Source organism: Rhodococcus sp. Leaf247, from assembly GCF_001426185.1.
In the GTDB taxonomy this organism is placed as follows: Bacteria; Actinomycetota; Actinomycetes; order Mycobacteriales; family Mycobacteriaceae; genus Rhodococcoides.
The window spans coordinates 360,273-384,181 of sequence record NZ_LMRP01000002.1 but is presented as its reverse complement, the minus strand read 5'-3'; the positions used below and the strand labels follow the sequence as shown (position 1 = coordinate 384,181).

The 23,909-nt window shown below is 67.1% G+C and carries 16 protein-coding genes; 6 read left to right on the top strand and 10 right to left on the bottom strand.

The annotated features are described in order from the left end of the window. Positions 1-358 precede the first annotated feature (358 nt). Complete coding sequence (locus ASG64_RS11280; protein ID WP_200933462.1) at positions 359-1,855, bottom strand: molybdopterin-dependent oxidoreductase; 1,497 nt, start codon at positions 1,853-1,855, stop codon at positions 359-361. A gap of 13 nt (positions 1,856-1,868) precedes the next feature. Further along, the gene (locus ASG64_RS11275; RefSeq protein WP_056073651.1) at positions 1,869-3,164 is read right to left on the bottom strand and encodes a D-arabinono-1,4-lactone oxidase; all 1,296 of its coding nucleotides are present in this window, start codon (positions 3,162-3,164) and stop codon (positions 1,869-1,871) included. A 53-nt stretch (positions 3,165-3,217) separates the two neighbouring features. Between ASG64_RS11275 and ASG64_RS11270 the strand changes: the two genes are divergently transcribed. Then, positions 3,218-3,853, top strand: a complete 636-nt coding sequence (locus ASG64_RS11270; RefSeq protein ID WP_056073649.1) for a TetR/AcrR family transcriptional regulator — start codon at positions 3,218-3,220, stop codon at positions 3,851-3,853. Positions 3,854-3,856: 3 nt separating this feature from the next. Here the strand turns inward: ASG64_RS11270 and ASG64_RS11265 are convergent, their stop codons facing one another. Both ASG64_RS11265 and ASG64_RS11260 read right to left on the bottom strand, forming a co-directional pair. Then, the gene (locus tag ASG64_RS11265; RefSeq protein WP_056073647.1) at positions 3,857-7,270 is read right to left on the bottom strand and encodes a TM0106 family RecB-like putative nuclease; all 3,414 of its coding nucleotides are present in this window, start codon (positions 7,268-7,270) and stop codon (positions 3,857-3,859) included. Positions 7,271-7,300: 30 nt separating this feature from the next. After that, on the bottom strand, positions 7,301-8,254 hold the full coding sequence (locus ASG64_RS11260; RefSeq protein ID WP_156388358.1) for an alpha/beta hydrolase: 954 nt from the start codon (positions 8,252-8,254) through the stop codon (positions 7,301-7,303). 89 nt (positions 8,255-8,343) lie between these two features. Here ASG64_RS11260 and ASG64_RS11255 point away from each other — a divergent pair, with 89 nt between their 5' ends. Beyond that, positions 8,344-8,943 carry an alpha/beta hydrolase gene (locus ASG64_RS11255; RefSeq protein WP_056073643.1) on the top strand — a complete coding sequence of 200 codons (600 nt, stop codon included), beginning with the start codon at positions 8,344-8,346 and terminating at the stop codon, positions 8,941-8,943. A 1-nt stretch (position 8,944) separates the two neighbouring features. Here ASG64_RS11255 and ASG64_RS11250 read toward each other — a convergent pair whose 3' ends face one another. Together ASG64_RS11250 and ASG64_RS11245 are read right to left on the bottom strand one after the other, a co-directional pair. After that, positions 8,945-10,507, bottom strand: coding sequence for a molybdopterin-dependent oxidoreductase (locus tag ASG64_RS11250; protein ID WP_042574906.1), 1,563 nt, complete (start codon positions 10,505-10,507; stop codon positions 8,945-8,947). Positions 10,508-10,622: 115 nt separating this feature from the next. After that, a complete protein-coding gene (locus tag ASG64_RS11245; protein WP_056073641.1) occupies positions 10,623-12,413 on the bottom strand; it encodes an AMP-dependent synthetase/ligase in 1,791 nt (596 codons plus the stop codon). 146 nt (positions 12,414-12,559) lie between these two features. Between ASG64_RS11245 and ASG64_RS11240 the strand changes: the two genes are divergently transcribed. After that, entirely contained in the window at positions 12,560-14,254 is a 1,695-nt protein-coding gene (locus ASG64_RS11240; RefSeq protein ID WP_042574868.1) for a DEAD/DEAH box helicase, read from the top strand. 83 nt (positions 14,255-14,337) lie between these two features. On the opposite strand, the gene ASG64_RS11235 is transcribed toward ASG64_RS11240, so the two are convergent. Then, positions 14,338-15,705 (bottom strand): MFS transporter, encoded by a 1,368-nt coding sequence (locus tag ASG64_RS11235; protein WP_056073639.1) that lies wholly within the window; start codon positions 15,703-15,705, stop codon positions 14,338-14,340. Between the two features lie 229 nt (positions 15,706-15,934). Between ASG64_RS11235 and ASG64_RS11230 the strand changes: the two genes are divergently transcribed. Further along, a complete protein-coding gene (locus ASG64_RS11230) occupies positions 15,935-18,253 on the top strand; it encodes a putative bifunctional diguanylate cyclase/phosphodiesterase (protein WP_056073637.1) in 2,319 nt (772 codons plus the stop codon). Here the strand turns inward: ASG64_RS11230 and ASG64_RS11225 are convergent. Beyond that, positions 18,219-18,836 (bottom strand): histidine phosphatase family protein, encoded by a 618-nt coding sequence (locus ASG64_RS11225; RefSeq protein ID WP_056073634.1) that lies wholly within the window; start codon positions 18,834-18,836, stop codon positions 18,219-18,221. The genes ASG64_RS11230 and ASG64_RS11225 overlap by 35 nt on opposite strands. A 99-nt stretch (positions 18,837-18,935) precedes the next feature. Between ASG64_RS11225 and ASG64_RS11220 the strand changes: the two genes are divergently transcribed. Together ASG64_RS11220 and ASG64_RS11215 are read left to right on the top strand one after the other, a co-directional pair. Then, positions 18,936-20,111, top strand: coding sequence for an acyl-CoA dehydrogenase family protein (locus ASG64_RS11220; protein WP_042574865.1), 1,176 nt, complete (start codon positions 18,936-18,938; stop codon positions 20,109-20,111). 11 nt (positions 20,112-20,122) lie between these two features. Beyond that, positions 20,123-21,253 (top strand): acyl-CoA dehydrogenase family protein, encoded by a 1,131-nt coding sequence (locus ASG64_RS11215; protein ID WP_056073632.1) that lies wholly within the window; start codon positions 20,123-20,125, stop codon positions 21,251-21,253. Between the two features lie 65 nt (positions 21,254-21,318). Here ASG64_RS11215 and ASG64_RS11210 read toward each other — a convergent pair whose 3' ends face one another. Beyond that, on the bottom strand, positions 21,319-22,293 hold the full coding sequence (locus ASG64_RS11210) for a 2-hydroxyacid dehydrogenase (RefSeq protein WP_056073630.1): 975 nt from the start codon (positions 22,291-22,293) through the stop codon (positions 21,319-21,321). Further along, positions 22,290-23,603, bottom strand: a complete 1,314-nt coding sequence (locus tag ASG64_RS11205) for an enolase C-terminal domain-like protein (protein ID WP_056073628.1) — start codon at positions 23,601-23,603, stop codon at positions 22,290-22,292. Before ASG64_RS11205 ends, ASG64_RS11210 begins: the two co-directional genes overlap by 4 nt. Between the last annotated feature and the right edge of the window lie 306 nt (positions 23,604-23,909).

Genomic DNA, 23,909 nt, shown 5'->3' with positions numbered 1-23,909 from the left:
CCGCTTCGCCGAACGGACGCACCCGATATGGGGTGCGTCCGTTCGGCGTTGGAGGGGGTGTGTGCACCGGTTGTGGTGACCGCACACCCGTTGCAGTCGGCTGTAGGGGGTGTGCGGACACCGGAAGGTGTGTGCGCTCCATCCAGGCGCCGCAACACCGAAGAGCGCACAGCCTGCGTGGTGAGCGCACACCCGTTGCAGCCAGCGCGCGTATGTGGGTGTGCGCTCCATCCAGGCGCCGCACGACCGGACAAGCGCACACCCCGCGTGGTGACCGCACACCCTTCCCAGTCAGCTGTAGCTGGTGTGCGGACACCGAAAAGGGTGTGCGCTCGGGCCGAAGGTAGAGCCGGTCGGCCTAGCGCACGTTGGCCGGCATGCTCGCGTAGCCGCTGGCGCCGTCGGGGACGGTGTCGACACGCACGTCGGTCTGAACCTCGCCGGTGCTGTCGGTGGCGCGGGCCTCGATACGGTGCTGGCCGGACGTGGCCTCCCATGCGTACGACCACTGGCGCCACGTGTCGCGCGAGTATTCGTCCGACAGTGTCGCCTCGGCCCAGTCGCCGTTGTCGATACGCACCTCGACGCGTGAGATTCCGCGGTGCTGCGCCCACGCGACGCCCGCGATCATGACGGTGCCGGCATCGACGTCCTTGCTGCCGGCGGGAGTGTCGATGCGGCAGGCCGTCTTGATCGGGCCGCGCTCGGACCATCCGCGGTCCGTCCAGTACGCCCGCGCCTGACTGAATTTGGTCACTTCGAGATCCGTCACCCATTTCGTTGCCGACACGTACCCGTACAGGCCGGGTACGACGAGGCGCGCCGGGTAACCGTGCTCGATGGGGAGCGGTTCACCGTTCATGGCGACGGCCAGCATGGCGTCGCGGCCGTCCATCAGCACGTCGAGCGGTGTGCCCGCGGTGAAGTCGTCGTACGACGAGGACAGCACCATGTCCGCGGACGACTGCGGACGGGCTTCGGCGAGAATGTCTTTCAGCGAGTACCCGGTCCAGGTCGCGTTGCCGATCAGGTCGCCGCCGATGGGATTGGACACGCACGTGAGCGTCACCATGCGTTCGATGGAGACGCGCTTCTCCAGATCGGCGAGCGTCAGGGTCATTTCATTGTCGACCATCCCGTGGATGCGCAGGCTCCAGTCGCCGGAGTTCACGCGAGGCACCACCAGCGCTGTGTCGATGCGGTAGAAGTCGGTGTTCGAGGTGACGTACGGCGACAGGCCGGGGAGACGGAGGTCGGCCGAGGCAGGCACGGGTGGCGCGGGGCTGTCGGGCACCGGGACGGTGAATGCCGCTCGATCCTGGGTGACGGCGCGTGTCGACGCTCCCAGCACTCGACCCGCGGCCCCCGTGGCGACGGCGGCGGCAGCACTGATTCCGGCGAGGGTGACGAATCGACGACGCGAGAACCCCTCGCCCGCCACAGGTTCCGCGCGGTCGACCAGCGACCGCAGCACCAGGATGCCGACAGCCACGGCGACGATGGTGGGAAGGGCGGCGACGGCTCCACTTCCGGAGCGCGTCATCGCCGCCAGCACACCGAGGATTCCGAGGACGACGAACAGGGCCGAGCCGATGGGCCGCTTCGGTCGTTCCAGCACACCGGCCGCGGCGGCGAGCGCCAGGATGACGACGCCCATGCCGATGAAGAGCGCCAGCTTGTCGGAGGTACCGAACGTTCCGATGGCCCACTCCCGGACACCCGACGGAGTGTTGTCCACCGCGGCGGATCCCACCGCGACGAACGGCGACGAGTCAGGCCCGACGACCGCGGCCAGCAACTCGCCGATTCCCAGGACCAGCGCCGCAGCCAGAATTCCGGACAGGGCCCTGCGCATCACGTTCACTGTGTCACTCTAGTCGCGTCAGGACTCTGTCCGAATAGTCGTTATCGAAGACGCGGTGCGGATCGACGCGATCCCTCTCGGCGACGACGTCGTCGAATCTGGGGTACAGCGTGCGAAGGGTGTCGCCGTCGAGCGAGTGCAGCTTGCCCCAGTGCGGTCGGCCGCCGACGTCGCGAGCGATGGCCTCGACGGCGTCGAAGTACCCGCCGTCGGGCCGCCGGTGATACTGGTGCACCGCGACGTAGACACTGTCGCGTCGATACGCCGTCGACAGCCACACGTCGTCGGCTGCAGCGCAGCGCACCTCCACCGGGAAACTCACCCGGTACTGCGTGCGCTCGATCCAGGCGTCGATCTCCCGGATGACGTGCGGCAGCGACTCGGGCGGCACCGCATACTCCATTTCCCGGAACCGAACCCTGCGTGACGACGCGAAGATGCGGTCACTCCGGTCGGTCGCCGTGCGTCCGGACCATGCTGCTGCGGACAGTCTGTTCATCCGCGGAATGACGGAGGGGACGCGCGTCGATACGCGGTTGAGGGCCTCGAAGACATTGTTGGACAATGCATCGTCGACGGCGCCGGACAGTCTGCCGACCGGGTCGAGTGGGGTGTCGGCAGGCATGCGTGTGTTCCGCTTGGTCAGGACTCGGTCGGTGTGGGGGAACCAGTAGAACTCGGGATGGTCGACCGTGCGCATGTCGTCCGGGAACCGTTCGAGCGCGTCGCCCAACCTCCCCGGTTTCTCGTCGGCGTGCAGCACGAACGCGGGCACGCACCGCATCGTCACCGCGGTGAGGATGCCGAACGCGCCCAGTCCGAGTCGTGCGCACTCGAACAGTGGCCCGTCGGTGAGATCGATCTCGCGGGCATCGGCCCCGACGAGCCGTACGCCGACAACTCGGGAGGACAGGCCACCGAATGCCGCGCCGGTTCCGTGCGTGCCCGTCGAGATGGCGCCCGCGACACTCTGGACGTCGATGTCGCCCATGTTCGTGAGGGCGAGCCCGCGTGCGTACAGCTGATTGTTCAGGTCGTGCAGTCGAGTTCCCGCTCGAACCGTGACGTCCGTGGTGCCGTCCGGTCCCGGCTCGACTCGCTCGATACCGGTGATGTCGTCGAGCGAGATCAGGATGCCGTCCGTCACGGCCGCACCGGTGAAGGAATGTCCTGCGCCCACTGCTTTCACCCGCCCTGGAGCCGCGGCCACGATCCGGCAGATCTCGTCGGCGTTGTGGGGTCTCACGACTGCGCTGGGCTCGGCATGCTGGTTTCCTGCCCAGTTCGTCCATGCGGTCATCGCTGGATACAACTACTGGACGTCCGTCGAGGTCAACCCCTTAGGATTCGGTCATGTCCGTCCGATTGGCAGCCGACCTCCGGCGCACACAGCTGATCGACGCAGGACTGGCAGTGGCCGCCGAGTCGGGAATCTCCGCGGTCACGGTGCGCGCCGTGGCAGATCACGCATCGGTCTCGCTGGGCGCCGTTCACTGCTGCTTCGAGAACAAGGAAGCACTCGTCACCGCCATGGGCGCGTCGCTCGTCCACGAGCTGGGATCGGCGGTGAGCATCGCCCTGCATCACGCGGCGGAGTCGTCCGGTCTCCGGTGCGTCGGCCCCCGGGCGCTGCGCGAGGTGCTTCACCGCGGGATGGCCGCGCTGTGGACGGTCGTCGAGGCCACCGCGGATCGTCAGCTGCTCACCTACGAGATCACGGCCTACTCGGTGCGGTCGGCGGGAGCGGGTCCCGGCATCGGCACGCTGCAGTACCGCGTGATGGATACCGCCACCGAGCGTTTCCTCGACGCGGCCGCGGAGGCGTCGTCCATGCGGTGGACCGAGCCCATGGGGTCACTGACTCGATCCGCACTGGCCACGATCGACGGCGTCGTGCTGCGGTGGTTGGTGGACCGGGACACGCTCGCGGTGATCGCCGAACTCGACGACCTGGCTGCCCGGATCGCGACCAAGGCAGTATCGGTCTGACGGCTACTCGTCCGGACTGACCCGCATGAATGCGCCGAGCAGCGACAACTCGGCCGGCGACGACGGCAGGTAGTGCGTCAGAGCGGGTGACCGCACGACGTACGCCGCCCACTGCCCCCGTGACAGTGCGACGTTGATCCTGTTGCGAGACAACAAGAATTGCATTCCGCGAGGTACGTCCTCGGGTGCCGACGCCGCCATCGACACGATCACCACCGCAGCCTCGCGTCCCTGGAACTTGTCGACGGTTCCGCACGACGCGTCGCCCAGCCCGGCGTCGTCCAGCGCGGCACGCACGGTGGCGACCTGCCCGTTGTAGGCAGCGACCACCAGCAGATCCGACGCCTCGAGCGGTCGCGTTCCGGTGCCGTCGGTCCAGCTCGACCCGAGGAGCGAGCGAGCCAGTCGCACCACTTCCACCGCTTCCTCGTGGGACGACGTGGCGTTGCCGACGTGGTCGACCAGCACCGTGTGGACGCCCGGCTCGACTCCCGTGAGGTTGCGCACCTGCACCGACTCGTGCGAACTCAGGCGGCCGTCGTAGGACAGGTCGGACACCACCGAGCACAACGCCGGGTGCAGACGCCGCGTCGTCGCGAGGAAGTAGCCCAGTTGCGCGGGCAAGGTGTCCGATCCGTCCGCGAGCCAGCCCAGTGCCGACGTGTCGACGGGTTCGGGATGGCTGCCCTGGCTGACCTGAGGTAGCTGCTGGGGGTCGCCCAGCAGCATCAGGTTTCGAGCCACCCTGGCCACGGCGACGGTGTTGGCCAACGAGAACTGTCCTGCTTCGTCGACCACCAGCAGATCGAGCTCCAGCTCCTGGAATTCGTTCCGATTGGTGAACGGCCATGCCGTTGCTCCGACCACGCATCCCCCCGTCCGGGAGGCAAGGTACTCCGAGTACGAGTCGATGCCTGTCCACTCGTGTGGCCTGTCCGACGACACCTTCTTGGCCACGCGGTCCGGGTCGAGACCGGCATCGATCACTCCGTCGAGCAGATTTTCGATCACCGAATGCGATTGGCCCACCACGCCGATCCGCCACCCGTGCTCGCGGGCGAGCGCAGCGACGACCCGAGAACCCGTGTACGTCTTGCCCGTTCCGGGCGGTCCCTGAACAGCGATGTACGAGTCGTCCAAATCCAGCAGCGACGCCGTGATGGACGCGATGACGTCACCGTCGGCCGCGATGCCCGTGAGGCCCGCCCCCGACCGCAATCGCGGCGGATCACGCCTGAGCAGGTCGATCACCGCCGATGCCGGAAGGGTGGGCAGACCGGCCGCCACCTCCGCCGCCGTCGCGGCGATGGCGGCGCTGAGACCCTTCGTGGAGATGAACGAGTCCGGCGTGGTGGCAACAGGTTCGGACAGATGGGGTTCCGCACCCTTGGACAGCGACTCCTCGAGTGTGACCAGTGAGCCGTCGTCGCTGACGTCGAGGACCGTGCCCTTCATCGTCCAGCGGTACTGGGGGTTCGCGCGCTTCTCGGGCGCGACCCATTCGGGTGCGGGCGGTGCGTAGAGCACCGTGACCTTCGATCCGACCCCGCGGCTACCGGGTCCGAACTCGCCGCGCAGCACCGTCGTACGCCGCGGCAACTTGCGGCCTGTCGACGCCCACTCCGACATGGACTCGACCCCCTCGACCATGAACACGTCCCGAGTATCGGCCCACTCGTCCATCGGGGAGGACAGGCGGTCGAAGTACGCCCACCAGAACGGCTTCGCTTCCCTGTCGTGGTAGCCCACAGCGGCAGCGAGCAGAGCTGCCGCCTGCTGGTCGGTGGTCCGCGAACCGGGTTCACCGGCGAACTCCCACAACGCATCTCGCGACGCGTCGGCATCGTCGACAGGCGGATCGACCGGAGCTACCGGCCCGCGCAGTGCGACTCCGGCAGCCCGGGCGCGATCGACCATCCAGTCGCGCAGCTCCAGCGTCGACACGCAGTCGTACTCGTTGTAGTCGGCGATCTCCGACAACACCTGCGCCGCCTCCTCGACGTCGCCGCGGTCTCGAAGGTCGCACCAGCGCGCGTACTCGGTGATCGATGCGACCGCATCCGCCACATCCCCACGGACCTCGGTCATGTACAGCGGTTCCAACTTCTTGATGCTGTAACTCCGCGCTCCGATGCGCAGAGCTGATCGCACGACGGGATACAGGTCGACCAGGACCTGCTGCCGCAACAGGTGATCCACCTCGTTCTCGTACACGCCGTGCCGCGACGCCAACCGCAGCAGGGCCGACTTCTCGTACGCCGCATAGTGATACACGTGCATGTCGGGGTACTTCTCGCGCCGGGCCAGTACGTAGTCCACGAACTCGACGAACGCGGACTTCTCCTCCCGCCGATCGTGCGCCCAGAACGGCCGGAACGCGCCGTCGGACTCCACGACGCCGAACAGGTATTCCAATCCCCAGTCCGCCGACCCGTGCTCGCTGTAGAGGGGATCACCCTCGAAGTCGAAGAAGATGTCGCCCGGATCCGGGGCCGGGAGTGCTCCGAGCGCGCTCGGGGTGTGGACGTCCACGACCGGTTCCCCGGTGCTCTCCTGCTCGACCTGCGCACGGGCCTGGGACCGCAGTCCGGCGAGGCTGCGCTCGGGCAGATCGGGAATCGAGCCCTCGGACGCGGCGAGATCGTCGATCGTGGTGATGCCCGCAGCGACGAGAGCTGCTCGTTGCGACACCCTCATGCCCGCCACGAGCAGGAGGTCGCGCTGCGCCTCGACCTCGGGTGCGCAGTGCTCGCATCGGAAGCAGGCGCGAATGTCGAGGTCGGCCCACGACGCCGGCAGCAACTGCTCGTAGTGCGCTGTCAGGAGTGCCACCATCTCCCGCCGCGCCCGTCGATAGACGGGGAGCACGTCGGGGAGGTGAACGGTGCTGTGGGTGCCGTCGCCGAGCACGAGGTGTCCGGTGGGGGACACCGGAACCCCGGCCGCCGTCAGCGCATCGGAGTACGCGGCGATCTGCAGCACAGACGGGACTCGCTCGCTGCGGGAGAGTTTGGTGTCGTGCACCTCGTAGCTGTCGGTCGCCGGGTCGAGCACGAGGAAGTCACTGAATCCCAGGAATTGACCGTCGAAGAACGTGCCCTGGTAGATGACCGGAACGCGCTCCGCCGCGGCGGCGATGGTGGCGGCCGCGGCTGCGGCCAGCTCGGACGGGATGCGCTTCTCCGGCTTCGGAATCATCGCGACGCCGTCCGGGTGCAGCCGCTTCAGGCGGAGCAGTTCGCGGGCCTCGTGATCGCTGCCCAGGCGCGCCAGCCGCGCGAACATGGCGTCGTCCACGCTCTCGACGTCGATGCGGCCGAGAGACGCGTCCAGGGTGCGCAGCAGCGCGTATTCACACTGCGATGCAAGCGCCAGATCGCCTGCGCTGTGGACGAGGGAGTCTCCGGTGACGAACATTCCGCCACCCTAGCCAGCTCGTCCGACAGGTCACCGGGTTCCGAGGGCCGGTGCGATCGTCGTTCCCCACGCCTCCTTCAGCTGGTCCTCGAACAGTGCCCAGCTGTGCGATCCCTCGCCTCTCATCGAGATGGTCGCGGGTACACCGGCCCTGCGTACCGAGTCGGCGAAGATGCCGGTGCAGGTGTTCACCATGGCCTCCACCGCCGCTCCGCCGAACGGGGGAATGCTGCCCGGCGGGATCCGGTCGACGGGGCCGGGGAGGCCGCTCGCGGATCCTGCGTAGACAGCCGTTCCGCGGAGACGGTCGGCATTCAGGGAGGGATCGTGCTGGGCCCAGGCCGGCGATCCGGGAGGGCCCCACATGTTGAACGGATTGTTCAAGGCGCCGCCGATCATGATGGAGATCGCTGCCTGCGCCAGCGGGTTCGCCGAGGCGGGGCACCCGCTGATCGAGGCGGCGGCTCGGTAGAGGCCCGGTGCCTGTACGGCCAGGTCGAGCGCCGGCCCGCCGCTCATCGACACACCCGCCACCGCGTTACGACGGGTGCTGCCGAAGTGCTGATCCATCACGCCGGGCAGTTCCCGCGTCAGATAGGTCTGCCACTTGTTCGATCCGAGGATCGGATCGTCGGCGAGCCAGTCCGTGTAGAAGCTCAGACGCCCACCGATGGGGAGCACGACGGTGACGTTCTTGTCGGCGAAGAATCCCGGGGCGCCGGAGTTGTTGATCCAGCCGACTCCGTCCTCGTTGCCCAGGGCGCCGTTGAGCAGATACAGCGTGGGGAGCGAACCGCCCCGCGCGGGTCGGAGGACATCGTTGGGGATGACACGGTTCATCGACGGCGACCAGACGTCGACGACGGAGTGTGTCGGCGAGAGTTCACGCACTCCGACGACGTGCGGTCCTTCGGCGGCACCGGACGGCGGTGCCGACATCACGGCGGCGATCACAGCGAGTACGACGACGAAAACCAACTTCATGGTCCGATAATCACAGATCATGACGGACCGCGGGGTTCGGTTCTGTGTCGATGCGATTGCTTTTCCATCACATCGGCCACAATGGCCCCATGCCGTTCTTCGAGGGATCCCGCGGACGCGTCCACTATCGACGGTGGCCGTCACCGGATTCGCGGGTAAGCCTCGTCTTCCTGCACGGCCGCGGACAGCACACGGGCCTGTACCACCGATTCGGCGCGGCGATGGCCGCCCGCGGAGTCGACACCTGGGCCCTCGATCACATCGGCCACGGTCTGTCCGAGGGTGAGATCGCCGACGACCTGGCGTATCTCGACGCGCTCGCGGAGAACGCCCGCCACCTGGTCGACCTGGCCGGCGGGAACGTCGCGGTCATGGGGCACTCGATGGGATCGGCCACTGCCGTGCACCTGCTCGGATCGGGGACGACCGCACTGTCCACGGTTCTCGTCGCCGTTCCGCCGCGCGCCGTCGGCCACGACGATCTCGTGAGAGCCTGCACCGCACCGACTCTGGCGCTGCACGGCATCGACGATCGCATGGTGCCCGTCGACGGAGTCCGCGACATCGCGCGTGGGGTGCCGAACCTGACGCTGCGCGAGTACGAGCATGCCGGGCATGACCTCCTGCACGAGAAGATCCACAAGGACGTGACCGACGCTGCCGCCGATCACGTCCTCGAGTACGCCTGACTCAGCTGACGATGATGGTGCGGGTGTGCCAGCCGGTCGACCCACCGGGGATCGGGGGAGTGCGCTCCTCGACCTGGGTGTTGCCGTCCTGATCCGTCGCGCGGACCTGGATGTTGTGGTTTCCCGCAGTGGCGTTCCAGTCCCAGTACCACTGGCGCCACGTGTCGATCGTGTACTGCTCGGCCAGGGTCGCCGGCTCCCAGGGGCCGTTGTCCACTCGGACCTCGACGCGGTCGATACCGCGGGTCTGGGCCCATGCGGTGCCTGCCACGCGGACCGCACCGGGAGCGACCGGGGCGAACGCCGCCGGCACATCGATGCGTGATGCCGTCTTGATCGGAGCCTTGTCGCCCCAACCACGGTCGGTCCAGTAGGCCTTGGCCGCGTCGAAACGCGTGAGTTCCCAGTCGACGACCCACTTGGTCGCGGACACGAAGCCGTAGAGGCCGGGAACCACCTGGCGGACCGGGTAGCCGTGCTCGACCGGGAGGGGTTCGCCGTTCATCGACACCGCGAGGATCGCGTCGCGTCCGTCCATCAGCGCTTCGACGGGAGAGCCGATGGTCATGCCGTCGATACTGGTCGAGAGCAGCATGTCGGCGTCGGCCTGCACGCCCACCTCTTCGAGCAGATCCTTGATGGGGAAGCCGATCCAGGTGGCGTTTCCGGCCAGCGGGCCACCGACCTCGTTGGACACGCACGTCAGCGTGACGACGCGCTCGATCGGTGTGCGGGCCATCAGGTCGTCCCACGTCAGAGTCATCTCGCGGTCGACCTTGCCGTGGATCTTCAGCTGCCATTCCGACGTGGTCAGCTGCGGCACCTGGAGGGCGGTGTCGATGCGGTAGAAGGTGTTGTTGGGGGTGACGAAGGGGGTCGCGCCCTCGACGCCGATGTCGGTCCCCGCGGGGATGGCCTTCGCCGTCTCGCCGGCGGCCACACTCGGCAGGCGGAAATTTTTGATGTCGTCGGCGACTCCGGCGACGCGATCGCCCAGGTAGCGTCCGGCGACTCCCGCCGCGACGGCCACTGCGCCGGCTGCTCCGAGCAGGACGAGGAATTTGCGGCGGGGCATGAATCCGTCGACGGTGTCGGACGGAACTTCGAGGGCCCGGGTGAGGGCCTGCAGGACCGCGATGCCGACGACGACACCGACGACGGTGGGGATGACGTCGCTCAGGGTCGAGGTGGGTCGCTGCATGACGGCGTAGACGCCGATAGCGCCGAGGACCAGCAGGATCACCGAACCGATGGGCCGGGCGGGCCGTTCCAGGAGGCCTGCGATCGCGGCGATGATCGCGATGCCGATCGACATGCCGACGAAGAGTGCTGCCTTGTCGTTGGTGCCGAACGTCTCGATCGCGAACTCGCGAGCGAACGCGGGAGTGCGGTCGACGGTGGTGGATCCGACCGCGAAGAACGGGGACGAGGCGGAGCTGAACAGCAGCGACAGGATCTCACCGACTCCGAGGACCATGCCGGCGGCAACGACGCCGCTGAGCATCCGCGCGAAGGGATGGACACGAGTGCGCGCGGTGTCGGGCTCGGTGAGTGTGGTGGTCATGACACTCATTCGTCACGACCCCTGCATCGGCTTGCTTTGGTACTGATCACCCACAACGAGCGACGCGCGCCGGTGAGGAGTTCTCACAGACGCGCGTCGGTCGGGGCTCGGAAGGTCAGCCGCCGTAGATGTCGGCGACCTCGGTGGCGTGCGATTCGAGGATCACGTTGCGCTTGAGCTTCATCGTGGGGGTGAGCTCACCCGACTCGATGGTGAAGTCGCCGGGCAGGATCGTGTACTTCTTGATCTGCTCGGCCTTGGAGACCTTCGAGTTCGCGGTCGCGACGGCCTTGTCGATCTCGGCGACCAGGTCGGCGTTGGTCGTCAGATCGCTCGGCGTCGTGCTCTTGTCCAGGTTGTGACGCTCGAGCCACCCGGGCAGCGCTTCGGGATCGAGAGTGATCAGCGCGCCGATGAACGGCTTGGCATCTCCGACGACGAGGCACTGGCTGACCAGCGGGTGCGATCGGATGGAGTCCTCGAGGCCGGCCGGTGCGACGTTCTTGCCGCCGGCGGTCACGATGATCTCCTTCTTGCGCCCGGTGATCGAGAGGAATCCCTCCTCGTCGAGAGACCCCAGGTCGCCGGTGTGGAACCAGCCGTCCCGGATCGACTCCTCGGTGGCCTTGTCGTTGTGCCAGTAGCCGGAGAAGACGACAGGTCCCTTGACCAGGATCTCGCCGTCCTCGGCGATCTTGACGGAGTGACCGGCGAGCGGGCGGCCCACCGTGCCGATGCGCTGCTTGTCGGTGGTGTTGACAGTGACAGCCGCGCTGGTCTCGGTCAGGCCGTACCCCTCACGCACCGGCACTCCGATGCCGCGGAAGAAGTGCCCGAGGCGAGCGCCGAGGGGGCCGCCGCCGGACAGTGCGCTGGTGCACCGTCCGCCGAGTGCAGCACGCAGCTTGGAGTAGACCAGCTTGTCGAAGAGGGTGTGCTTGGCCTTGAGAACCAGCCCGGCACCGCCCTTGTCCTGGGCGATGCTCCACTCGATCGCGACGTCGGCGGCCTGATCGAAGATCTTGCCCTTGCCGCCGTCGTGCGCCTTCTGCTTCGCCGAGTTGTAGACCTTCTCGAACACGCGGGGCACCGAGAGGATGAAGTCCGGCTGGAACTCCGCGAACTGCTCGACCAACGTCGTGGTGTCGGACGTGTGCGCGACGGTCACCTTCGCCTCGAACGCACCGAACGACACGGCGCGGGCGAAGACGTGCGCCATCGGGAGGAACAGCAGCGTGCGCTTGCCCTCGGTCATCTGGTCGTGCAGTGCCACCTGGGTGGCCGTGGTCTCGGCGTAGAAGTTGGAGTGCGTGAGCTGCACACCCTTCGGGCGCCCGGTGGTACCCGAGGTGTAGATGAGGGTCGCGGCGGACGACGCGGTCACCCGGTGGCGTCGGGCGTGTAGGTCCTCGTCGGAGACGGAGGAACCGCGCGTGGAGAGCTCGTCGATGGCGCCACCGTCGAAGCTCAGCACCTCGCGCAGATCCGCCGCGCCGTCGGTGACGTCCTTCATGCGGGTGAGGTGCTCGGAGGTCTCGACGACGAAGAGTTTCGTCGCGGAGTCCTCGAGGATCCACTGCGCCTGGTCGGCTGCCGAGGTCTCGTAGATGGACACGGTGCACCCACCGGCGGTCCAGATGGCGTAGTCGAGCACCACCCACTCGTAGCGGGTGCCGGCCATGATCGCGACGCGGTCACCGAACTCGACGCCGGAGGCGATGAGGCCCTTCGCGACGGCGGCGACTTCGTCGGCGAAGGTACGTGCCGTGACGTCCTTCCACGAGCCGCCCGCGCGCCGTTGGAACGGCACCCAGTCGGGGGTCTCGTCCGCGTATCGGAACACGGTGTCGGCCATCGAGACGTCGTCCGGAATCGTGTAGGACGCGGGAACGGAATATTCGCGCACAGTATCTGTACCTTCCAGTTGCAGCAGGTGTGGTGTGTATCTCATCACATGCATCGGTGCAACGGTGAACGAAGTACCTCATCCGGTTTGTCCGGTTCCATCAGATGGCGGTCGGGTGGGCGTACCTCGACTAGACTCTGGTACACATGAGCACTTCCGAGTCGGAATCGGCCCCTACCGACACCACCACCTTCGCCGATCTGGGCATCGACGAACGTGTGTTGAAAGCATTGTCGGACGTGGGTTACGAGACCCCGTCACCCATCCAGGCTGCGACCATTCCGCCGCTGATGGCCGGAAACGACGTCGTGGGTCTCGCGCAGACGGGCACCGGCAAGACCGCCGCCTTCGCCGTGCCGATCCTGTCCCGCCTGGACGTGTCCAACCGTGTTCCGCAGGCTCTGGTGCTCGCGCCGACACGCGAGTTGGCCATACAGGTCGCCGAAGCGTTCGGTAAGTACGCGACCCACATCCCCGGTCTGCACATCCTGCCCATCTACGGCGGTCAGGCGTACGGCATCCAGTTGTCGGGCCTTCGCCGTGGCGCGCAGATCGTCGTCGGTACCCCCGGCCGAGTGATCGATCACCTCGAGAAGGGGACGCTGGACCTCTCCCACCTCGAGTACCTCGTCCTCGACGAGGCCGACGAGATGCTGAAGATGGGCTTCCAGGAAGACGTCGAGCGCATCCTCTCCGACACCCCGGAGTACAAGCAGGTCGCGCTCTTCTCGGCCACGATGCCGTCGGCGATCCGCAAGATCTCGCAGCAGTACCTGCACGATCCGGTCGAGATCACCGTCAAGACCACGACATCGACGGCCCCGAACATCACGCAGCGCTACGTCCAGGTCGCGCACCAGCGCAAGCTCGACGCTCTGACGCGCATCTTCGAGGTCGAGGACTTCGAGGCGATGATCATCTTCGTCCGGACGAAGCAGGCCACCGAGGAGCTCGCCGAACGCCTGCGAGCACGGGGATACTCCGCCGCCGCGATCAACGGTGACATCGTCCAGGCTCAGCGTGAGCGCACCATCGGCCAGCTCAAGAACGGTCAGCTGGACGTGCTGGTGGCCACCGACGTCGCGGCGCGTGGACTCGACGTCGAGCGCATCTCGCACGTCGTCAACTACGACATCCCGCACGACACCGAGTCCTACGTCCACCGCATCGGTCGTACCGGTCGCGCGGGCCGCGCCGGCGAGGCACTGCTGTTCGTCGCCCCTCGGGAACGGCACCTGCTCAAGGCGATCGAGAAGGCCACGCGTCAGCCGATCACCGAGATGCAGCTTCCCAGCGTCGAGGACGTCAACGCGCAGCGTGTTTCGAAGTTCGCCGACTCCATCACCACGTCACTGTCGTCGACGTCGCTGGCGATGTTCCGTCGCCTCATCGAGGACTACGAGCGCGAGCACGACGTGCCGATGGCTGACATCGCCGCGGCGTTGGCGACGCAGTCGCGTGACGGCGACGCGTTCCTCATGTCGCCCGAGCCGCCGCCGGCCCCGCGGGAGAAGCGCGAACGACCCGAGCGCAAGTTCGACGACCGTGACGCTCCCCCGTTGCGCAAGTCGCGCAAGGGAGATCAGGACCTCGCGGTCTACCGCATCAGCGTCGGCAAGCGGCACAAGGTGGCTCCCGGAGCCATCGTCGGTGCCATCGCCAACGAGGGCGGGTTGCGGCGCAGCGACTTCGGGCACATCAGCATCCGGCCGGACCACAGCTTGGTCGAGCTGCCTGCGGATCTTGCCGACGAAACTTTGGAAGCCCTGCGGCGCACCAGGATCAGCGGTGTGTTGATCCAGTTGCAGCGTGACGGCGGACCGCCTCGCGGCCAGCGCTGAGCTGACCGAGACCCCCGCGAGTACGGCCATAGTGTCGTTGCGCGGGGGTTTTTCGCGACACTACGGACGTACTCGCCCGGCCGTCAGCTTCGAACTGCCGACGGATGTGCCTGCGTGTCGACGCCCGGAACTCCGCGGCCGCGGATAGACGCGCCCGCCGTCTCGGCGACGAAGAACAGTGCGATGAGGCCGACGACGCACGCGCCCATCATGTAGAACGCCGGCACGAGGTCGTTGCCCGTCCGCTCGACCAACCACTCGTTGGCGGCCGGCGCGGTTCCACCGAACAGTGACGTGGACACGTTGTAGGCGATGGCGAAGCCGGCGAAGCGCACGTGCGTCGGGAACATCGCGGGGAAGGTCGCCGAAATGGTCGACAGCTGAAGGACGTACAGCAGACCCAGCACCGTGAACGCGACGATCGCCCACCCGAAGTTGACGGTCATCAGCATGTACATCGGGATGGCGAAGATCAGCAGGCCGACCATCGAGATCAGCCACAGCGGCTTGCGCCCGATGCGGTCGGACAGTGCCCCGGCGAACGGGATGACGACCATCATCGCCAGCTGACCGATGACGACGAGGAACAGTGACGCGGTGCTGGACAGGCCGATTCGGCTCTCCAGGTAGGTCGGCATGTAGCTGAGCAGCGTGTAGTTCGTGACGTTGAGCGCGACGACCAGACCCATGAGGGTCAGGATCGGCTTCCAGTACGTGGCGATGAGGTCGCGGAACTGGGTCGACACCTTGTGTTCGACGGCGTCCTGATCGTCGAGCTCGCGGAACACCGGGGTGTCCTCGAGCTTGGACCGCAGGTAGAGACCGATCAGGGCGAGCGGTCCGGCGACGAAGAACGGCAGTCGCCACCCCCACGTGTCCATGAACGCGTCCGTCGACAACAGGTCGACCGCGAGCACCACCAAGGCGCCGAGCGAGAAGCCGCCGAGGGTGCCGAATTCGAGGAAGCTTCCGTAGAACCCGCGCTTGCGGTCGGGGGAGTACTCGGCCATGAATGTCGCCGCACCGCCGTACTCACCGCCGGTGGAGAAGCCCTGGATCATGCGCAGGATCACCAGGAGGATGGGCGCCCAGATGCCGATCGACGCATAGCTGGGGATCACGCCGATCAGGAACGTGGCCGTGCCCATGATGACGATGGTCAGAGCCAGGACGTGTTTGCGACCCAGCCGGTCTCCGAGAGGTCCCCACACGAGCCCGCCGATAGGGCGCACGAGGAACGAGACGGCGAAGATCCCGAGGGTCAGCAAGGTGGCCGACTCGAGGTCGTCCGGGAAGAAAGCGTTCGCGATGTACGTCGCCGTGTACGCGTAGACGCCGTAGTCGAACCACTCGGTCGCGTTGCCCATGGCGGAGGCGGCGATCGCTCGCTTCAACACTCCCGGAGGAGCGTCCTTCGGGCGGTCTGGGGCACCTGTATCCGAAACGGTCATTCACCCAGACCTACCGAAGTCGGGCCCGAAGTCCCGCATCCTCAGGGGCGATCGGTCTCTTCGTTATCCCATCGTTATCGGCGAATCGGGCCCACAGGGCCTCGGCGAAGGCCCGTCGGAACGGCCCGACACCGCGGTTCTCCTGCGACAATGGTGTCGGTATCCCCGCGCTCGGTTAGGTTGAGCGAGGGGTCGGGAGGGTCGCGCAGCGCCGAGGAAGGACGAGTCGATGGTCTCGACGCCTGTCTCGCCGCCGTCCCGCGTCGCCGGACGCCTCGGACTCTCTCGGCGCAGACCGTCGCCGGGTACCTACCTTCTTCTCTCCCTCGCTGTCGCCGCGGTCGTCCTCGCGGCCTACTTCGCGGTCCCCGGCGGTGCACGACAGGGCGTCTTCGCGGTCGCCGCCGCCGGGTGCATGATCGCGGCGCTGGTCGGGCTCAAGCGCAACAGCCCCGCCGACACCTTCTCGTGGCGATGCGTCGTGGGCGCGTCGACAGCCTTCCTCGTGGGACTGTCCCTGCGAGACGTGCGCGACGTCTTCCCGGAGTCGTTGCGGCTGGTCCCCGAATTCCTCGTTCTGCTCGGGTACGCGCTCGTGGTCGTCGGGATCGTCGGGTGGTCGGGAAGTGGGCGTCTCGCCAAATCGCTACCCACGGTCGTCGACGCGTTCCTGGTGACCCTCGGTATGACGTTCGTGTCGTGGGTGCTGCTGATCGCGCCCGCTCTGTCGTCGACCGACGACGTGCCGTTCGTCGTCGTCAACGGGTTGTTCCCGGCGATCGACGCGGGCCTGTTCACGATGGCGTTCTTCCTGCTGCTGTCGAGGCGGCGCGTGAACGTCTCCTTGACGCTTCTGGTGGTCGGTCTGCTGGCCAGCCTCGTCGGGGATCTCGGCTACGCGATCGCCACGGCGCGCGGCGTGACCGCACCGATGGTGACCCTCGACGCGACCTATCTCCTGTCGTTCGTGTTCCTCGCCGCCGCGGCGCAACACCCCTCGATGGCCCGAGTCGGGCGGAGCGCCGGCGTGACGCCCGCCCTGACGCGACAACGAATGACCGTGGCGGTGGCACTGGTGGCCACCTGCTCGGCTCTTCCGCTGGTGGGTCCGAGTGCGGGGACCGCGGACATTCTCGTGCGGTCGGTGTTCCTCGCCGTGATGCTGGTCGGCTTGTTCATTCGCGGAGAGCGCGCACTGAGCCGCGCGCAGCACAGTGAGGACACGGCGCGACACGACGCCACCCACGACACCCTGACGGGTCTGCCGGACAGGTCGATGCTGGCCGGAATCCTCGACCGGACGCACGAGGTCCCCTACGCGCCGTGGCATCCGACGACGGTGTTGTTCCTCGACATCGACAACTTCAAGATGGTCAACGATTCCTACGGGCACCGCGCGGGAGACGAACTGATCGCCGCCGCTGCTCGGCGGATCCTGTCCGTCGTCGATGCCGCGGACTCCGTCGTCCGATATGCCGGAGACGAATTCGTCGTCGTGACGCAGTCCGACCGCCCGACATCCGAGCGCCTCGCGGCCCGGATGCTCGAGGCGTTCTCGCAACCGTTCGTGTTGAGCGTCGCGTCGCTCTACGTGAGCGTCAGCATCGGTCTCGCGACATCCGGCCGGGCCGCGAACACCGGCCGGACTCAGCGGGAGGCGGCCGACGAGCTGATCCGCGAGGCGGACACCGCCATGTACGACGCCAAGTCCCGCGGGCCGGGGTCGTACGCGTTCTTCGACGAGTCGCTCCGAACCGCCGCGACGAGGGCCGTCGAACTCGGCACGGCTCTGCGCGGGGCGATCGACCGCGGCGAGATGTCCGTGTACTACCAGCCCATCGTCTCGCTGCGCACGCACAACGTCTACGTCTACGAGGCTCTTCTGCGGTGGCGCAGGCAGGACGAGTGGGTGCGTCCCGACGAGTTCATTCCCATCGCCGAGGCGACGAACATGATCTCCGAGATCGGCACCTGGGTACTCGACACCGCTCTCGGTGACCTCGTACGGCTCCGAGCCGCGGGGACCCCGACAATGACGATGTCGGTCAACCTGTCCGTCCTGCAACTACGCGACGAGCGGCTACCCGACATCGTCGCGGGCCTGCTCGCCGCGCACGGACTGCACGGCTCGGTTCTCGGCCTCGAAGTGACGGAGAGCGCGCTGATCGCCGATCCGGAGGTGGCGCATCGTGTCCTCGCTCGACTCGCCGAGCAGGAGATCGTCCTGATCCTCGACGACTTCGGAGTGGGGTACTCGTCCCTCGGTCGTTTGCGCGACCTCCCGATCTCGGTGCTGAAGATCGACAGGTCCTTCATCGGCCGTGTGACCGAGGACGAAGCGTCGGTGTCGATCGTCGCGGCGGTCGAGGCCATGGCGTCGGCCCTGTCCATGCGCACGGTCGCCGAGGGCATCGAGACGAGGGAGCAGGAGTTGATCGTCGCGGAACTCGGATGTACGTATGCGCAGGGATACCTGTTCGGCAGACCTGCCCCGGTGGAGACCTACCTGCCGGTCAGCGCCGGCGGCGACGTACCGGAATCGAATTGATCGTCTCGACCGTCCAGTCGACGTCGTCACCGCTCCGCTGACCCACGAGCACACTGATTCCGGCGTTCGCGATGCGTGGGGCGGGGTGGCCGGTGACGGTGTGAAGGATCGCTCGGATGATTCCCCCGTGCGCGACGGCGATTACCGACTCGCCCGGGTGAGTGTCCACGAACCGGTCCAGCCCGCGTCGTCCGCGGACGGCGAGGTCGTGACTCGACTCGGCGCCCGGGTAGCGACCGTCCGGCCAGTACGCCCAGGCGTCGTATCCCGTCATTCCCTCGGCGCGGCCGAAGTGGCGTTCGGCCAGATCGTCGTGATCCGCCGATCGCGGGAGGCCGATGATGTCTCCGATGATGTCGGCGGTCTCGGCCGCGCGGGAGAGCGGAGAGCTCACCAACGTGTCCCATTCGTCGGCTGCGAGCACGGATCCGGCGTCCCGGGCCTGCTGTCGGCCGATGTCGTTGAGCGGGATGTCGGACGATCCCTGAAGACGCCCGTCGATGTTCCAGTCGGTCTCGCCGTGACGCACGAGGGCCACTCGGACAGAGCTGTTCCGCGCGTCGGAGTCGGGGTGGTCCGTCATGGTCGGACATCAGAATATCGGTCGACGGCACCCCTGTCCGAGCCTGGTTACCGGGGAGTACGGTGCTAACAATCAGCGAATGACTTCGAAAGGTCACAGATGAACCTGGCACTCACCGATGAGGAAGCTGCGTTCCGCGACGAGATGCGGACTTTCTTCCGTACCGAGATTCCTGCCGATATCCGCGAGCGGAACGCGGCAGGCGAGGAACTCGAGCGCGAGGACATGATCACGACGCTGCAGATCCTGAACAAGCACGGCATGGCGAGCCCGCACTGGCCCGTCGAATGGGGTGGCAAGGACTGGACCCCGATGCAGCACCACATCTGGTTGGACGAGCTGCAGCTCGCGTCGGTGCCCGAGCCTCTGGCCTTCAACATCTCGATGGTCGGGCCCGTCATCGCGACGTTCGGTAGCGAGGAGCAGAAGCAGAAGTTCCTTCCGCCCACCCAGAACCTCGACATCTGGTGGTGCCAGGGCTTCTCCGAGCCCGAGGCGGGATCGGACCTCGCGTCGCTCCGCACGGTCGCTCTTCGGGACGGCGACGAGTACGTCATCAACGGTCAGAAGACGTGGACCACGCTCGGCCAGCACGCCGACTGGATCTTCGTGCTCGCACGCACCAACCCGGATGCGCCGAAGAAGCAGGCCGGTATCTCGTTCATCCTGGTCGACATGAAGACCCCGGGCATCACGGTGCGCCCGATCAAGCTGATCGACGGCGGCCACGAGGTCAACGAGGTCTGGTTCGAGGACGTACGCGTCCCCGTCGAGAACCTGGTCGGCGAGGAGAACGCCGGCTGGACCTACGCCAAGTTCCTGCTGAGCAACGAGCGCACCGGCATCACGCGCCTCGGGTTCACCAAGACCAAGCTCGCTCAGGCCAAGGCGCTCGCTGCCGAGACCAAGGTCGGCACCGGAACCCTGCTCGAGGACCCGGTGTTCGCCGCACGGTTCGCCGAGCTGGAGAACCAGGTACTGGCGCTGGAGCTGACGCAGCTCCGCATCGTGTCGAGCTACGTGTCCGGTAAGGAGAACCCGGCATCGTCCGTGCTGAAGTTGCGCGGCAGCGAGCTGCAGCAGCTGGCGACCGAGATCCTGACCGACGTGGCAGGGCCCGATTCGCTGCCCTTCTCGGCCGGCACCGATTCGCCGACGCCGGTGTGGGCTCAGCGTGCCACCCCGACGTACCTCAACTTTCGCAAGACATCCATCTACGGCGGCTCGAACGAGGTGCAGCGCACCATCATCGCGTCCGGCATTCTCGGTCTTTAGGAGCGCACGACATGCAGTTCGAACTGGACGAAGAACAGAAGCTGCTGCGCGACACGGTGCGTGACGTGCTCGCCCGCAGCTACGACAACGAGAAGCGTAAGGCCGCGGTCGAGAGCGAGCGCGGATGGACCGAGTCGGTCTGGAAGCAGTTCGCCGAACTGGGCCTGCTCGGCCTCAGTTTCGCGGAGGACGACGGCGGCATGGACGCCGGTCCGGTCGAGACCTTCGCGGTCATGACCGAGATCGGTCGTCGCCTCGCGCCCGAGCCGCTGCTGGACTGCGTGCTGATCCCGGGTGGTCTCATCACCGAGGTCGGATCGACCGATCAGCGTCAGCGCATCCTGCCCGGTGTCGCGGAGGGGCAGACCCTTCTCGCGTTCGCGCATTCCGAGCCGGGCACCCGCTGGCCGGCGGCCGAGGTGTCGACGTCGGCCACCGAGGACGGTGGCTCGTGGGCACTGTCGGGCGTGAAGAACCCTGTGCTGCACGGTGATTGCGCCGATCACTTCGTCATCAGCGCAGCGCTGCCCGGCGGCGGCGTGGGCCTGTTCCTCGTCGCGGCAGATGCCGAGGGTCTCACCCGCAAGACCTACCGCACCCACGACGGTCTGCGCGGCGCGTCGCTCGAGTTGTCGGACGTCGCGGGCGAACCGCTCGGTGACGGCGGCGACGCCAGTGCCGCCATCGTGGCGTCCAACGTCCGTGCGCAGGCGGCTCTCGCTGCCGAGGCGCTCGGTGCCATGGAGGAGTCGCTGCGACTCACCACGGAATACCTGAAGCAGCGCAAGCAGTTCGGCGTGCCGCTGGCCAAGTTCCAGGCACTGACGTTCCGCGCAGCGGACATGTACGTGCAGCTCGAACTGGCACGCAGCATGGCGCTGTACGCCACGATGTCGTTGGCCGACGGATCCCCCGATCCGACGGTCGCGTCGCGTGCGAAGTTGCAGATCGGGCGCTCCGCCCGGCAGATCGGCCAGGAGTCGATCCAGCTGCACGGCGGTATCGGAGTGACCGACGAATACCCTGTCGGACACTACTTCTCGCGTCTCACGGCCATCGAGCACACGCTCGGTAGCGTCGACGATCACCTCCGTGTGATCACCGAGGCCCTGGCAGATCACGAGATGCTGGGCGTCTCCTAGCTCCATCCCGACGAAGGCCGGTGACCCGCGTGGTCACCGGCCTTCGTCGTGTCGGGATGTCGGAATCAGGACACGAGATTCTTCACATCGACTCCGTCGGCGATGCGTCGGATGTTCTCGAGAACGTCGCGGGACCGGCCGTCGAAGGTGCGACGGGTGATGCCCGAGGAGTGCGGTGTCATGAGCACGGTGGGTAGTTCCCCGAACGGGTACGAGCTGGGGGCTCCCTGTCCACCGACTCCGGGGTAGTCGTACCAGACGTCGATCGCGGCGGCACCCAGGTCGCCACACGAGAGTGCTTCGTACAGTGGACGTTCCTGCACCAGTGGCCCACGTCCGACGTTGATCAGAACACCCTGCGGTCCGAGTGCGCGCAGCTCTGCAGGACCGATCATGCCGCTGGTCGCAGTCGTCAGCGGAGCGGAGATGACCATGATGTCGGACTCGTCGGCCAATCTGTCGAGCTCGTCGGTCGAGCCGGCCCAGTCCAGGCCATGGGCGACCGCGTCGACGGCACCGCGTCCTGTCACGGCAGCGCCGATGCATCCGAGGGTGCGCAGGAGCGACCACGAGCGCTGACCGATGTGGCCGAAACCGACGAAACCCACCCGCGCGCCGGCAGTGGCGTGGGGTTGGGGTAGCGCCTGGTCGTAGACGGAGGTTGCCCACACACCCTGTCGCAGAGCGCGGTCCTGATCGAGGAACCCGCGTCGGAGCAGGATCGCTGCGGCGAGGACGTACTCGGCGATGGAGTCCTCGTGATGGAACGTGTTCGCGACGACGGTCGTCGACGGAAGTGATGCGCGCGCCACGTTGTCGACGCCCGCACCGACGACCTGGACGAGTCGCAGCCGCGTGCCGGCTCGCGCCATGGCGTCGGTGACCTTGCCGCCCACGTGGATGTCGGCATCGGCAAGATCGGCGATCAGTGCGTCCTCGTCGAAGCGTTCGTGCCAAGACAGCTCGGTGCCGTCGGGCGTCCCGCTGTCCAGGAATTCGCGGTAGGGAAGCAGGTTCCGATCGGCGACAACGACTTTCATGCGCGCTGCAGGGCCGGTCGCTTGCTGTCGAACGTCCAGTCCGGGATGAGGAACTGCATTCCCCTGGCGTCGTCGCGGGCGCCCAACCCTTCGCGTTCGTACAGCTCGCGTGCTGCCTCGACGCGCTCCATGTCGAGTTCCACGCCGAGCCCCGGTGTTTCGGGAACGGTCAGGTAACCACCGTCGATGGTGAACGGATTCGTGGTGATCCGCTGTCCGTCCTGCCAGATCCAATGTGTGTCGATTGCCGTGATGTCACCCGGTGCTGCGGCGGCGACGTGGGTGAACATGGCGAGGGAAACGTCGAAGTGGTTGTTGGAGTGCGACCCCCACGTCAGGCCCCAGGCATCGCACAGCTGCGCGACGCGGACCGATCCGTTCATCGTCCAGAAGTGCGGGTCCGCCAGCGGGATGTCGACGGCGCCGGACCGGATCGTGTGCCCCATCTCGCGCCAGTCGGTGGCGATCATGTTGGTGGCGGTCGGAAGGCCTGTGGCGCGCTTGAACTCCGCCATCACCTCGCGGCCGGAGAAGCCGCCCTCGGGCCCGACGGGATCCTCCGCGTAGGCGAGGACGTCCCGCAGACCACGGCAGGTCTCGATCGCGTCCTTCAGGAGCCATCCGCCATTAGGGTCCAGGGTGATGCGGGCGGAGGGGAATCGTTCCGCGAGCGCACGGACCGCGTCGGCTTCCTGCGCTGCGGGGAGTACGCCGCCCTTGAGCTTGAAGTCCTGGAACCCGTACTTCGCCTGTGCGGCTTCGGCCAACGCGACGACGGCATCGGGCGTCAGGGCTTCCTCGTGCCGGATGCGGGACCAGTTGTCGGCGGAACTGCTCTCGTCCGATGGGGCGCGGTACGCGAGGTCGGTCTTGGTGCGGTCGCCGATGAAGAAGAGGTAGCCCAGCGCCTGCACCTTGTCGCGCTGGCGGCCGTCGCCCAGCAGGGCAGCGACACTGACGCCGAGGTGTTGACCGAGAAGATCGAGCAGGGCGCTCTCCACCGCGGTGACGGCATGCACCGCGATCCGGAGATCGAAGGTCTGGGCACCGCGTCCGCCGGAGTCGCGGTCGGCGAACGCATGCCTCATGGAGTTGAGGACCGCGTGATAGTTACCCACCGATGCATTTTCGACGAGGGAGCGAGCATCCTCGAGGCAACGCCGGATCGGTTCCCCGCCGGGTACCTCACCGACACCGGTACGGCCGTCGGAGTCGGTGAGGACCACCAGGTTGCGAGTGAAGAACGGTGCATGCGCGCCACTGAGATTGAGCAGCATGCTGTCGTGGCCGGCGAGGGGAATCACCCGCATCTCAGTGACGACAGGCGTGGCGCTACGGGTACGAGGAGTTTCGGTGGCGGTGCTCACAGAAGAAGGTTAAGACCCGCGATCCATTCCCGTCCAAGACTATTTGTGGATGCTGCGATGCTCAGCGGGTATCGGTTTGGCGGCCTGGAAGTAGTGTGCACACACTTGCCGAGAGGTGCGCACCCAGTGCAGCCGGCGGTAGCGGGTGTGCGCTCACCACAGCAGGTGTGCGCTCGCGAGGACTGTGGTGCAGCCGCTGGGTCGCGCGCTGCGCGGATGGAGCGCACACCCCTGCCGTGAAGCGCACAC

Bases quoted from the DNA above. Each gene is read 5' to 3' on its own strand.
- ASG64_RS11280 (WP_200933462.1), bottom strand. From the start codon at position 1,855: ATGCGCAGGGCCCTGTCCGGAATTCTGGCTGCGGCGCTGGTCCTGGGA.
- ASG64_RS11275 (WP_056073651.1), bottom strand. From the start codon at position 3,164: ATGACCGCATGGACGAACTGGGCAGGAAACCAGCATGCCGAGCCCAGC.
- ASG64_RS11270 (WP_056073649.1), top strand. From the start codon at position 3,218: ATGTCCGTCCGATTGGCAGCCGACCTCCGGCGCACACAGCTGATCGAC.
- ASG64_RS11265 (WP_056073647.1), bottom strand. From the start codon at position 7,270: ATGTTCGTCACCGGAGACTCCCTCGTCCACAGCGCAGGCGATCTGGCG.
- ASG64_RS11260 (WP_156388358.1), bottom strand. From the start codon at position 8,254: ATGAAGTTGGTTTTCGTCGTCGTACTCGCTGTGATCGCCGCCGTGATG.
- ASG64_RS11255 (WP_056073643.1), top strand. From the start codon at position 8,344: ATGCCGTTCTTCGAGGGATCCCGCGGACGCGTCCACTATCGACGGTGG.
- ASG64_RS11250 (WP_042574906.1), bottom strand. From the start codon at position 10,507: ATGACCACCACACTCACCGAGCCCGACACCGCGCGCACTCGTGTCCAT.
- ASG64_RS11240 (WP_042574868.1), top strand. From the start codon at position 12,560: ATGAGCACTTCCGAGTCGGAATCGGCCCCTACCGACACCACCACCTTC.
- ASG64_RS11235 (WP_056073639.1), bottom strand. From the start codon at position 15,705: ATGACCGTTTCGGATACAGGTGCCCCAGACCGCCCGAAGGACGCTCCT.
- ASG64_RS11230 (WP_056073637.1), top strand. From the start codon at position 15,935: ATGGTCTCGACGCCTGTCTCGCCGCCGTCCCGCGTCGCCGGACGCCTC.
- ASG64_RS11225 (WP_056073634.1), bottom strand. From the start codon at position 18,836: ATGACGGACCACCCCGACTCCGACGCGCGGAACAGCTCTGTCCGAGTG.
- ASG64_RS11220 (WP_042574865.1), top strand. From the start codon at position 18,936: ATGAACCTGGCACTCACCGATGAGGAAGCTGCGTTCCGCGACGAGATG.
- ASG64_RS11215 (WP_056073632.1), top strand. From the start codon at position 20,123: ATGCAGTTCGAACTGGACGAAGAACAGAAGCTGCTGCGCGACACGGTG.
- ASG64_RS11210 (WP_056073630.1), bottom strand. From the start codon at position 22,293: ATGAAAGTCGTTGTCGCCGATCGGAACCTGCTTCCCTACCGCGAATTC.
- ASG64_RS11205 (WP_056073628.1), bottom strand. From the start codon at position 23,603: ATGCGGGTGATTCCCCTCGCCGGCCACGACAGCATGCTGCTCAATCTC.